Source organism: Paraburkholderia sp. J41 (assembly GCF_905220235.1).
In the GTDB taxonomy this organism is placed as follows: Bacteria; Pseudomonadota; Gammaproteobacteria; order Burkholderiales; family Burkholderiaceae; genus Paraburkholderia.
The window spans coordinates 1-12,420 of the sequence record NZ_CAJMZE010000049.1; the positions used below are offsets into that span (position 1 = coordinate 1).

General features: G+C 63.1%; 11 protein-coding genes and 1 pseudogene. 2 read left to right on the forward strand and 10 right to left on the reverse strand.

From position 1 onward, the window contains the following. The 10 genes and pseudogenes from U5805_RS29355 to U5805_RS29400 form a co-directional block, all read right to left on the reverse strand. Positions 1-245, reverse strand: a pseudogene (locus tag U5805_RS29355) (IS3 family transposase); the annotation flags it as partial. A gap of 193 nt (positions 246-438) precedes the next feature. Further along, positions 439-1,176 (reverse strand): enoyl-CoA hydratase/isomerase family protein, encoded by a 738-nt coding sequence (locus U5805_RS29360; protein WP_322106994.1) that lies wholly within the window; start codon positions 1,174-1,176, stop codon positions 439-441. Next, complete coding sequence (locus tag U5805_RS29365) at positions 1,173-2,330, reverse strand: CoA transferase (protein WP_322106995.1); 1,158 nt, start codon at positions 2,328-2,330, stop codon at positions 1,173-1,175. The genes U5805_RS29360 and U5805_RS29365 overlap by 4 nt, the downstream gene beginning before the upstream one ends. Positions 2,331-2,549: 219 nt before the next feature. Continuing rightward, positions 2,550-3,152: a cysteine dioxygenase gene (locus U5805_RS29370; protein ID WP_322106996.1), complete on the reverse strand. Its 603-nt coding sequence runs from the start codon at positions 3,150-3,152 to the stop codon at positions 2,550-2,552. Positions 3,153-3,204: 52 nt separating this feature from the next. Then, a complete protein-coding gene (locus tag U5805_RS29375; protein ID WP_322106997.1) occupies positions 3,205-4,530 on the reverse strand; it encodes an MFS transporter in 1,326 nt (441 codons plus the stop codon). A 102-nt stretch (positions 4,531-4,632) separates the two neighbouring features. Continuing rightward, complete coding sequence (locus U5805_RS29380; protein WP_322106998.1) at positions 4,633-5,619, reverse strand: LysR family transcriptional regulator; 987 nt, start codon at positions 5,617-5,619, stop codon at positions 4,633-4,635. A gap of 34 nt (positions 5,620-5,653) precedes the next feature. After that, complete coding sequence (locus U5805_RS29385; protein ID WP_322106999.1) at positions 5,654-6,550, reverse strand: amidohydrolase family protein; 897 nt, start codon at positions 6,548-6,550, stop codon at positions 5,654-5,656. 13 nt (positions 6,551-6,563) lie between these two features. Further along, positions 6,564-7,985, reverse strand: coding sequence for an MmgE/PrpD family protein (locus U5805_RS29390; RefSeq protein WP_322107000.1), 1,422 nt, complete (start codon positions 7,983-7,985; stop codon positions 6,564-6,566). Positions 7,986-8,037: 52 nt separating this feature from the next. Next, the gene (locus U5805_RS29395; RefSeq protein WP_322107001.1) at positions 8,038-8,895 is read right to left on the reverse strand and encodes an SDR family NAD(P)-dependent oxidoreductase; all 858 of its coding nucleotides are present in this window, start codon (positions 8,893-8,895) and stop codon (positions 8,038-8,040) included. Positions 8,896-9,224: 329 nt separating this feature from the next. Next, positions 9,225-10,055: a GntR family transcriptional regulator gene (locus U5805_RS29400; RefSeq protein WP_322107002.1), complete on the reverse strand. Its 831-nt coding sequence runs from the start codon at positions 10,053-10,055 to the stop codon at positions 9,225-9,227. 93 nt (positions 10,056-10,148) lie between these two features. On the opposite strand from U5805_RS29400, the gene U5805_RS29405 reads away from it, so the two are divergent. Then, positions 10,149-11,018: an isocitrate lyase/PEP mutase family protein gene (locus tag U5805_RS29405; protein ID WP_322107003.1), complete on the forward strand. Its 870-nt coding sequence runs from the start codon at positions 10,149-10,151 to the stop codon at positions 11,016-11,018. 1 nt (position 11,019) lies between these two features. After that, positions 11,020-12,420 carry a 3-isopropylmalate dehydratase large subunit gene (gene leuC, locus U5805_RS29410; protein WP_322107004.1) on the forward strand — a complete coding sequence of 467 codons (1,401 nt, stop codon included), beginning with the start codon at positions 11,020-11,022 and terminating at the stop codon, positions 12,418-12,420.

Consider the following 12,420-nt stretch of genomic DNA (forward strand, 5'->3'; position numbering starts at 1 on the left):
CGGTGGTCAACCTCGTGGCCCTCCCGGCGCAACAGGCGCGCCAGCATCCGCGCACCGGCGAACGGAAACTCCATGTGCAGTTGGTCAATTCGCCGCATCAGCAACTGATCGGCTTCGCTGACCCGCTGCGCCCTGTAATACGCGCTCGATCTCGCGATACCGACAAGCCGAACTTGCTGCGAAACCGGCAACACGTGGCTACGGTCAATCATCGTTTTGCGCTCAGCAATCCCGCCTTGTTGAGCAGACTCGGACAATGAAGGCAATAAGGACGGCTGGAAGCTGAGGCCCTGAGGGGCTTCTTGCGCCCGCGAAGCTCGAATAGCGCAAGCTCGGCGCATCTAACTTGATTCACATCACCGGTAACCTGACCCTCAGCCGCGAAAATTGCGTTTCCACACGCCCTCGGCCACTATGAGACATTCGGCGGCTCAGAGTCTAGCCGTCGCTTGCCTTCGAGGCGGCACGCCGATAAGCCGCAATCCGCGCATGAATCCCCGGCTCGGCCGCCGAACGCACCAGCGCCGCGAGATCGATATCGGGAGTTTCTGCATCGAGTGCGCGAAAGAGCAGGGCGCGGCTGGCGGGCGGTATTTCCTCCAGACGGGCGAGCGCTTCCCCGACGACATCCGCATGCTCTTCCGGCGTCGCGATGTGTTCGATAAAGCCTAGCGCGTGCGCGCGTTCGGCGTCGAAAGTCATGGCGCTTTCGAGAATACGCTTGGCTGCGTGCTGTCCGACGATCCGCGCGAAGCGAGCGGTGCCGAGCACGAGGCCGAACTTCAGCCCCGGCATGCGGAAGGTCGTGCCCGGGGCCGCGACGCGCAGATTGCAGGCGGCGACGAGATCGGCGCCCGCCCCGAAGTTGCGGCCGTGCGCAAGCGCGATCGTGAAGCATGGAGACGATGCGATCGTCTGCAGCAGTGTTTCGATGCGCACGAACCGCAGCAGCAGATCGCCTTCGCTTTGAGTCTCCACGTCGGTCATGTCGAAGCCGGCCGAGAAGCAGCGGCCCTCGCCTTGCAGCGTCACGAGCGGCACATGCTGCCGCGCGGCATCGTCGAACGCGGCAAGCAGCGCTTCGACCAGTTCGGCGGATAGCGCATTGAGCTTGTCCGCGCGATCGAGCGTGATCGTCCAGTGCGATGCTTGCCTATCGATGCGGATCGTGCTCATGCGTTCGTCTCCGTCGTGCGCGCGCCGCCCAGCAGTTCGGCATTGTGCTCGCCGAGCGCAGGGGGACGGAGGCGGATGCCCGGCGTTTCGCCATCGAAACGAACGGGCGAAACAAACGTGCGCGTCGCGACGCCATTCGGGAGTTGCACAGGCTGCACCCATTGCATGTGCTCGACCTGCTGGTCCGCCAGGACCTGCGAGTATGTATTGATCGGCGCGCATGGTACCCCGGCGGCGCGAAAGCGTTCGATCCAGTATTCGGCGTCGTGCGCGCGGAATACCGCTTCGAGCGTCTCGCGCAACTCCGTCTGATGCTTCGCGCGCAGTGTCGTGCTGGCGTAGCGTGCATCGTTTTCCAGTTCCGGCATGCCGACGACGGCGCAGACGCTGCGCCACAACGCATTGTTGCCGGCTGCCATGCCGAAATACGTATCGCGAGCAGTGAACGCCTGATAAGGCGCATTGCGCGGATGGGCGGAGCCGAGCTTGACCGGGTCGCGGCCGGTGCCGAAGTATTCGGATGTTTGCAGCGCCGCGATAGCAAGCGTGGCGCCGAGCATGGGTACGTCGATATGCGTGCCGACGCCCGATTGCGACGCCGCATGCAGCGCGGACACGATCGAGAACGCCCCGTAAAGGCCGGCCGTGAAATCGGCGAGCGGCACGCCGCATTTGACCGGTGCGCTGGCCGGCTCGCCGGTGATACTCATGATGCCGCTCATTGCCTGTACGGTGAGATCGAACCCGCCTTCCTGCGCGCGCGGCCCCGACTGCCCGTAAGCCGAGATCGAGCAATAGACGAGGTGCGGCGCGCGCTCGCGCACGGCGTCGTAACCGAGTCCGAGACGTGCCATGACGCCGGGGCGATTGTTTTCGATGAGTACATCCGCGTCGTCAATCAAGCCGCGCGCCGCTTCGACATCGCTCGGATTCTTCAGGTCCAGCGTGACGGATCGCTTGTTGCGATTCAGCGATGCGAAATTCTCGCTGTACCCGTCGGTAATCGGCGGCCACGCCCGCAGCGTATCTCCGCCGGCCGGATGTTCCACCTTGATCACATCCGCACCGAGATCCGCGAGAAGCATGCCGCAATATGGTCCGGCAGCGACGTTGCAGAATTCGATCACTTTGATTCCCTGAAGCGGCAATTTCATTGCGTGTCCTCTCGACCGGCGAGGCCGTATGTGTTAGCTGGGATGCGTTCAACATGCCGATCGCCGCGATCAGCGTTTCCGGTGCGCTTAATCGGCTTGCTGTGAAGCACATGAGGGAACTGGCGCCGGAAGTTCAAGCGGGGGCGCTCAGCGTGTCGTGGGCGTTCGGGTGAAGGCGTGGCGTCGATTCGATCATTCGTGAGAGACGGCATGGCCGCGCTACACCATGCCCCAGATATTGGGTACCGCCCGGTTCGCGTAACCGGAGATGAATTCCCTGGATGCTCCGGTGTGCGGATCGAACACATGTCGACGCACCTTGCCGATGTTTCCGTTATAGAAGTGAATGCTGATCGACGAGCGATCGTCGTACGCGTTGCGCACGCGATGGATGTCCTGCTCGCCCGTCGGCGTGACGCGGCCGATCTTGCCGGGGCTGAGCACCTCCACGGCACCGTCCTCCATGAGCCGACCGTTTTCGAAGCGAAACGCTTGCGAATGTTCTTCCCCGCGCAGCATACCGATCAATCCCCAAACGGTATGATCGTGTATCGGCGTGCCTTGACGTGGACCCCAGACGAAACTGACGAGGCTGAAGCGCTCCTGCGGGTCGCAATGCAGCAGATATTGCTGGTAATGCTGCGGATGCGGCACGGCGAAGTCTTCCGGCAACCAGTCGTCGCTGGCGATCAGTACCGAGAGCGCTTCACGGATCTTCGGCATGAGCGGCGCCTCGCCGGCGGCTGCCTGCTCGGGGCTGGCGTACGGTGCGTAATGCGCGGTGGCCGTCTTCACGAAATCACGCAATCGTTCGATTGTCATCGTCTTGTCCTTCTTCGAAAGGTGCTGTAGCGGGCGAGCGATCGTCAGAAAATCAGACCGATCCGACATCCTCGCGCGCAGCGGCTGCCATGTCGCGATCGAAGAACAGTGTAGCGAGCAGCGCGAACACGGCGTTGAGAACACAGCTGAGGATAATCAGGCATAACGCGTAGCGCAGCGCCTGCGGTCCAAAGTCGGCTTTCAGGTGATCCGCGGCGAATCCGACGCAGACGGGACCCATGCCGGTGCCAAAGATGGTGCTGAACAGCAGCATCAACGAGACGGCAAACGCGCGCAGCGTTACTTTGACGACGCTCGATACGACGGCGAGAATCGCGCCGTACTGACTCGACAACAATCCGACGCAGACGCCGATGCCGATCAGCGATTCGGTCAGATTCGAGCCGAACAGGAACAGCAGAATAGCCGGTATTTGCACGAGCGCCGCGCCTGCCGGAACCAGCAGTTTCCATCTGGCGCGTTTCGAGCCGGCCAGATCGGACAGCCATCCGCCAAGCAGCGCGCCTGCGGCGCCGCCGATGCCCATCGAGACGCCGAGATAGACGCCCAATTCGCGAGAGCCCAGCTGATAGATGCGCACCAGGAACGAAGGACCCCATGCATTGAGGCTGGTCGTCGTGAACGCGAGCATCACGGCGGTGGCGATGACGAACAGATACGACCGTTGCCTGCTCAGAAAGCGCAGCGTCGGCCACAAGCGAAGATGACGGCGATCGGCGATGCCGTTTTCGAACGCGCCGCGCGACGGTTCCGCGACTGTAGCCGACACGATCAACGCAAGTACGATGCCGACGCCGCCCATGAACACGAATGCGCCGCGCCATCCGTATTTCTGCGCGATCCAGCCAGCCAGCACGAAGCCGAGCAGAGTGGCCATCGGCGCGCTCAGGCCCAGCGCGCTCATCGCGCGAGCCCGGCTCTTGCTGGGAAACAGATCCGCGATCATCGACGTGCTGGCCGGCAGCACGCCGGCTTCGCCGACTGCGAGTCCCATTCGGGCCAGCAGGAGTTGAGTGACCGTGTGCGCGAGGCCGGTCAAGCCGGTGACCGTGCTGTACGCGGCAAGGCTGATCGCGATGACCCATTTGCGGCTCAAGCGATCGGCGAGCCGGGACATCGGCAGGCCGGCCAATGCGAAAGTCAGCGCGAAGCCGATGCCGCCGATCAAGCCCAGCATCGTGTCGGACAGCGCGAACTCTTTCTTGATCGGCTGCAGCATCAATCCGAAGATGGTCCGATCGACCATGCTCATTCCGTAGACCGCGGCGATCAGCACGAGCGTATAAAGCGCCCGGCCAAGCGTCGAGCGCGTCGTCGTGGATGCTGTTTCGTACTGTATTGTCGTTGGGTTGTTCATGCTGCTGTCTCCTCGTGAAAATCGTTGGTATCCGCGTCGTATCGATGCAACGGCCGGGATGGCTGAGCCCGTCCAACACGCGCTCGCCCGAAACCACCGGGCTTATGCCAGTTGGCGAGCGCAAAGCCGCGGGTTCGACGATTCATCGCTTTCGCTCGGCTCGAAGGCGTCCGGGGGGCGTGCTTCCTCGCGAGGCGAGGGCTCGCCCAGTTCCTGAACGATGAAATCGATGAACGCTCGCCGGCTCGGCGTCGGGTGGCGGTCGGGCGCATACAGCAAATGCATCTGCAAGGACGGGCTTTTATAGTCGGGCAATACCCGCACGAGCTTTCCGCATGCCAGATCGGCCGCGAAGGCGACCGTCGGACCCAGCACGATGCCGAATCCGTCCAGCGCGGCGCTGTGCAATGCCTTCACGCTATTGACGCGCAAGCGTCCCGATACATCGAGCGTCATCGTCGAGCCGTCGCGGCTGAGATGCCATGGGCGAGACGACGGCGGGTTCGCATAGACGAACGCCATGCAATTGTGCGCAAGCAGATCTTTGGGCCGCAGCGGCGTGCCGAACTGTTCCAGGTAGCCGGGCGATGCGCAAACGACCAGATCGAACGGCTCCAGTCGCCTCGCAACGAGCCCGTCGTGCGTCAGCGGCCCGATGCGAATTTCCGCATCGCAGCCGTCTTCCGCGAGATCGATGGCCTTGTCGGACAGCACGATTTCGATCAACACCTCCGGAAATTTTCGCAAATATTTCGCGACGAGCTGGGTCAGCCGGTAACTGCCGAACGTCGTGGGCGCGCGGATTCTCAGCGCGCCGCTCGGCACGCTCAGCAGCGTTTGCAGTTCCTCCTCCGCAGCCTCCGTTTCGGCCAGAATGGCCTTGCAATGCTTGTAGAAGGTCCGTCCGGCATCGGTCAGACTTTGCTGTCGCGTGGTGCGGTTCAGCAAACGGGTCTTGAAATGCTGTTCGAGCGAAAGAATGTGCTTGCCGGCCATCTGCGGCGTCATCCTCATGGCCGACGCGGCCGCGACGAACGAACCCATCTCCACGGATCTCACAAACACCTCGATGCTGGTCAGGCGGTCCATGACGGCTCTCTCGCTTAGGTGGAGTGAGCGGACTTCACGACGTCGCAGACGCCATCGCGGATACCGGCGCCTGCTTGGGCAGTAGCGGCACATGCGGTGCGACGAAAGCCTGTTCGGGCTTCGGCCATGCATACAGCGCGCGCGCTGCGCGACCCAGCAGCCATTCCTTGTCGTCGGACGGTAGATCGTCCGCGCAGCGGATGGAGAACAGCAATTCCCCCCAGCTCGCGCCGCGACGGTTGTGCGTGAAGTCGCTCGCCCAGATCACCCGCTCCCTGCCGAACGCGTCGAGCGCTTGTCGAAGCGGTACGAGCAATTCTGCGAACGGGAAAGCGGCGCTTGGGAAGTAATGCTGGGCATGGCTCCACTTGATCCAGAGATTCGAATGCGTTCTGGCGGCAGCGAGGATGTTGTCCCACGCCTGCGCATCCTTCGGGGCGCCGCAGTGATCCAATACGAAGCGCAAGCGAGGGAAGCGCGGCAGGAACGATCCCAGTATGTCCGACACCCCTGCGCCGAGCAGGCTGACCACCAGATCCTGATCGGCCGCGAGTTGCAGCATGCGGTCGTATCCGCCGTCGGCGATCGCCTGAAGCTCCTCGGCGCCCCGCGTCACGAGCCGGATCGACCGGCAGCCCGGCATGCAGCGGAGCGATGCGAATACCGCTTCGATGTCCGGGTCGCGTCGGTCGACGCGCTGAAGCACCGAGAAGCGGTCTGGATATTTCAATGCGGCTGCCTGCGCTAGCGGACTCGACGGCCGGAACACGCCGCCCGAAAGCAGGGTGCCCGGCAGCACGAAGCCTCGTGGATCGTATTCCCACAGCTCGTCGATGATCGCGCTCTGGATGCCCAGCGCGTTCATGGCGGCAATGGTCTGGTCGAGGTCCAGCGTGTAGAAAGCGTGGATCTGTGCGTCTACGATGTCCATCGGATGTCCTCCGTCAGTGAGCCGCCGTCTCCGGCGTTTCATGGAGATGCTGCGCTACCGGATCGAACACCGCTTCCTGCACGCAGCGCATGTTCGGGATCGAACGCAATTCGCTGAGGACGTCGTAGGCGTGCTTCAGCTCCGCGTCGTTCAACACGGCAACGCCGCACGAATGAAATTTGTTCCATCGATCCGCGTCGGACAGCGGATCGAACAGCGTGCCTTTGGCATGAATGCGGTCGCGCTCGAGCACGCGGCCGTCGCGCAGTCGTACCGTCACGGTATGCGGTGGCACGATCTCGGCGTTAAATTTCTCCGCGCCGGCGGCCCGCGCCTTCATTTCCATCCGGGGCAGCACGTTCGCGACTTCCGCGGAATTGATCACGGCCGAATCGAAATCGGCCAGCACCACATTGCCGTGCAGCAGCGCGACGGCCATCGTGTACTCCATCGAAAACTTGGCTTGATGCTGCGTCTGCGGCTTGTGATAGGTCAAGTTGCGATAGTTGCCCATCGGCACGGTCGCCGTAATGTGCTCGACATCGGCTTCGCGGAAGCCGTATTCGTCCCGCAGTTCCAGCAAGCTGTCCAGCACGCGATGCGTCGACGCGCAGCACGGGTAGCGCTTCACCATCAATCCTTTGCTCTCGATCGCCAGCGCCGTCTTGCCGATCTCCGCGAACATCTCAGCGCTCCAGCCTTGCGCGTCGGGGCCGCCGCAGACCTGCAGATAGCCCCACTCACCGTCCAGCACTTCCAGCCGGCCTTCGAATCCCTTCTCGGCCATCAGTGCGCCCTGGACGCTGTGCTGCGCGGCCAGTCCGGCGTGCAGCGGCTTGGCCATGCTGCCTGCCTGGCCCTTGATGCCGCCCGCCATGCTGACCCCGAGACTCATCGCGTGCGCCATCTGGCGAGCCGAGAGCCCCAGGAGCCGCGCGCATGCCGCTGCGCCGGCGATCGTGCCGACCGTGCTGGTCGTGTGATGCCCGATGTCGGCATGCGAACGCATCAGGCCGCGAGCGACGAGGTAGTGCAGTTCCAATCCGATGATGTACGCATCCAGCACCGCTGCGCCCGATAGTCCGCGCGTTTGTGCCAGCGCGAAGAGCGATGAAGTCAGCACCGAACTCGGATGGTTGATCGACGGCAGGAACGTATCGTCCAGATCGTGCGCATGCGCGGCGGTGCCGTTCGCGAGCGCGGCCCAGATCGGGGCCGAACCGCTGTCGAGCCCCATGACGGAGGCCGGGCCGCTCGACAAGCCGGAGAGATCCGGCAGCGTTGCACGAAGCCGGGTTGGGCCGGTTTCCTTCACGCCCGCCAGCATGCATGCAAACGTATCGATAACGGCGTCGGTCGCGATGCTCAGCGCCGTATCGGAATAAGGCGCATCGAATTCGGCGGCCCAGGAGGTGAAGTTCTCAATGGCATTCATGACGATCCTTCTTAAACAGGCTCAACTGCGGGTGGGTTGAAAACCGACGGGGTTAGCGCGTCGTCGAACTCATGCCGCCATCGACGACGATTACGGAGCCGGTTACGTAGCGGGATTGGTCGCTGGCGAGATAGAGCGCCGCATAGGCGACATCCCACGCGTCACCCATATGTCCCATCGGAACCTGCGCATTGCGCGTCTTGACGAAGCCCTCGTAATCGCTTGCCGCGTACTTGTCCGCGAGACGATGGACGAGCGGCGTATCCATGACGCCCGGCGCGATGGAATTGAGTCGGATACCCTTGGGCGCATAGGTGACCGCCGTCACTTTGCTCATCTGCATCAGCGCCGCCTTGCCGGACGCGTAGCCGACCTGCGGCTTGCCGCCATAGCGCATGCCGGCCACCGATGCGATGTTGACGATCGAGCCGCCGCCCTGTTTCTCCATGTGCGGTATGACGTATTTGCAGCATAGAAACGCGCTCTTCAGGTTGATCGCGATCTGCTGGTCGAAATCCGCTTCGGACATCGTGACGGGATCGCCCGGAACGGACTGCCCGACGTTGTTAACCAGAATGTCGATGCGACCGAACCGGCGAATGCAATCCTCCACGGCTTGTTTGACCGCCGCGCTGTCGGTCACGTCGCAAGCCCTGACCTCCGCTTCGTAGCCTTCGTCGACGATGAGATTGCGCGTGACATCCGCCGCCTCCGGGTTGCGATCGACGCCGAATACCCGAGCGCCCTGCCGCGCCAGAAGCACGGCGATGGCTTTTCCGTTACCCCAGCCGGGCGCGATCGATCCGCATCCGGTGACCAATGCCACCTTGCCGTCGAGGCGAAACGGCGACACTGCGGCGGCGCGATCGGAAGTAGAGGAGCTTGCTTCATTCAGGGGGCTTGATGTCATGGCTCAGAATAAAAAGAAGATCGTGAAGGGTTGCCTCTTGAATCGGGCCGGCTCTCGGGGGCGATGGTTAACCCTTGTCTTTTCGGAAGGGGAGATGAACAGCTGTGCTCAGCGATGGTCATCGGCGTCTCGAAGTATATTGTATTAACGATAGTACAAAGTAATTCTACTACCGTCATGTTGCCGATGGCAACTCGAAATGCGAGGCTGGTTTCGAGAAAAATCGATGCGGCGTAGCGCTGCATCGGATGGGCGGGGCGGCGCGCCACAGCGCGGCGCAGCAAGAAGACGTCGGCCGGAACGAGCGGGCGTTCCGGCGACGGACCGGGCTATTTGCGTCGAGTGTTTTCTTTCGTGTTCGGTAGCGGCGCATCCACGATGATCTGACCTGCGCGAAGTGTATTGACGAGGTCGCCCGGAATCTCCATCAGAACGCTTGCCCGGCCCGCGGGCATGAGCGCCGTGAGGTGCAGGATCGGATGCTCGTCCGGGTCGTGCATCAGGCGGACGAGCTTCAATACCGGGGAACCGACGCTGGTATTTAGCATCGTTGCGACTGCCGGATTAATAATCATGGCCGATGTGAATTCCTGCACGACGCGGCCGAATTGCACGCCCTGCTGAAGCAGGATTTCGTAGAGTGCATGCTTTTTCAATGCGGTCTTGGTCGCGCCCTGGCCGAGGGAGCCCGGCACCCACGCATCGACCAGCATCGCCGGCTCCCCGCTGCGATTGTTACGCAGTCGGACCGCGTGAGTGGCTTTTTCGCCAGGCTGCAGTCGCAACGCCCGCATGATATCCGCGGGAGGCTCCGTATGTTCGACGTTGATCACTTGCACGCGCGTCTCCATCGCGGTCTTGCGCAAGCTGTCCAGAATCGTGAGGCTCGGGCCTGGCATCTCTTGCGTCGGCCTTTCGATAATGAATGTCCCCAACGCCGGGCGGCGCTCGACAATGCCGCTTGCCGCCAGATCGGCCAATGCCCGCCGGACGGTCACGCGCGAGACGCCGAAGCGCGCGCGCAGCGCTTCCTCGTTCGGAAGCATGCCGCTCGGGAAGAGGCCCCGCGCGATCTCGTCGCGGAGCGTGAGAAAAATCTGGCGGTGCAGCACCACACCGTTCGGCGCCGCACGGAGCGGGCGAGGGGAGGTTGGCGTCATGATTGCGAGCCCGACAGATTCGTTTGTACGTGCTGCGACGGTGGTATAGAATGGCTCATCATCTTTTTGTATTATCGTTAGTACATTAATAGAATGAAAAATATCAACTTCCGTACCATTCTAGCGCAGCCAGGCATGGTGGTCGCCCCCGGTGCATACGACGGCATTGGCGCGCGGCTCATCGAACAGGCCGGGTTCGAGGCGGCATATATGACGGGCGCCGGCACGTCGGCGGCGTTGGGCTATCCGGACTTCGGGCTGCTGACAATGAGCGAGATGGTGGAGAACGCGGCGGTCATGGCGCGCAGCATCGACATCCCGCTCATCGCCGATGCGGACACCGGCTACGGCAACGAACTGAATGTCAGGCGCACGGTTCGCGCCTTTGAAGAGCGCGGCATCGCCGCCGTTCATATCGAGGATCAGGTTTCGCCGAAGCGCTGCGGTCATCTTGACGGCAAGGAGATCATCGCGCGCGATCAGTTCGTGTCGAAAATTCGTGCGGCGGTCGACGCGCGGCGCTCGCCGGAATTCGTCGTGATTGCTCGTACCGATGCGTGCGCGGTGGTGGATTTCGATGAAGCGATCTGGCGCGCCAATGCCGCGCTCGATGCGGGCGCCGACATGGCGTTCGTCGAGGCGGCGCGCTCGATGGAGGAAGTCGCCGCGGTGCCGTGTCTGGTGCGCGGGCCGTGCATGCTGAACGTCGTGCCGACCGGGAAGACCCCGACTGTCGCGTTGAACGAAGCAGCGGATATGGGCTACAAGCTCGCCATTCTTCCGGCATTGCTGCTGTCGGCCGCGATTCAGGCGGGCGATGCGGCACTTGCCGAAGTGAAGCGCACCCAACGTTCGCCGGAACCGTCGACTGATCTGTTCGAGATGTTTCGCCGGTTCGGCGCGGACGAATGGGACGAAGTGCGCCGCCGTCACGGCGCGGGTTCCGATATGGAGTGCCGCTGATATGCGACGCACGCTGTTCGACAAGATATGGGAACCCCACGTCGTCCGCGAGTTGAGCGACGGTTGGGTGTTGCTGCATATCGATCGCCACTTGCTGCACGATTTGTCGGGCCCCGCCGCGCTCGCCGATGTCGCCGCGCGCGGGCTACCGCTGCACAATCCGGAGTTGGCGTTCGCGACGGCCGACCATACGATGTCCAGCGCGCCGGGACGCACCGGCCTGACGTTTCCGTCCGGTGCGCGATTGTGGACCTCGCTGCGCGAATACACCAAGGCGGCCGGGGTTCGACTTTTCGATCTGGGTCGGCCCGGGCATGGGATCGTCCACGTGATGGGACCCGAACTGGGCATCGTGCTGCCCGGCCTCACATTGATTTGCGGCGACAGCCACACCTGCACGAACGGAGGGTTGGGCGCGTTGGCGTTCGGGGTGGGCTCGTCGGAAAGTACGCACGCGCTGGCGACCCAGACCTTGCGCCAGCAGAAGCCGAAGCAGATGCGCATCCGGTGCGACGGACAATTGCCGTCTAACGTGACCGCCAAAGATCTCGCGCTCTACATTCTCGGCAAGTTGGGCGCCGCGGGCGGCGTCGGTTTTGCGATCGAATATGCCGGCAGCGCGGTGCGGCAGCTGGATGTGGAGGCGCGTTTGACGCTGTGCAATTTATCGATCGAACTGGGCGCCCGTTGCGGAATGATCGCGCCCGATGCGCTCACCTTCGATTATCTGCGGGGTAAGCCATACGCGCCGCGCGGCGACGCGTTCGATCGCGCGGTCGGGCAGTGGCAATTGCTTTACACGGACGACGATGCCGTTTTCGATCGTGAGGAAGTGATCGACGCGAACGACGTTCGCCCGTCGGTCACATGGGGCACAAGCCCCGAACATGCGATCCCCATAGACGGCCGAGTGCCGGACCCGCAAGATGCGCCTGACGGTGAACATCGCGCCGCGTTGCAGGCCGCGATCGATTACATGGGGCTGACGCCAGGCCAGCGGATAGCGGGTACGCCCGTCGATTGGGTTTTCATCGGCTCCTGCACCAACTCGCGGATCAGCGATCTGCGCGCCGCCGCGGCGGTCGTGCGCGGCAAAACCGTCGCACCGGGCGTGACGGCCTGGGTGGTGCCGGGGTCCGAGACGATCAAACGGACCGCCGAGGCGGAAGGCCTCAAAGACGTGTTCGAAACCGCCGGCTTCGCGTGGCGGGAACCCGGATGCAGCATGTGCGTCGCAGCCAATGGCGAACAAGTGCCTCCGCAACGACGCTCGGTCTCCACGTCGAATCGGAACTTCGTCGGCAGACAGGGCCCCGGGGCGCGGACGCATCTGGCCAGTCCAGCCGTCGCCGCGGCATCGGCCATCGCGGGATGCATCGCCGAGCCGAAGGAGATCGCATGA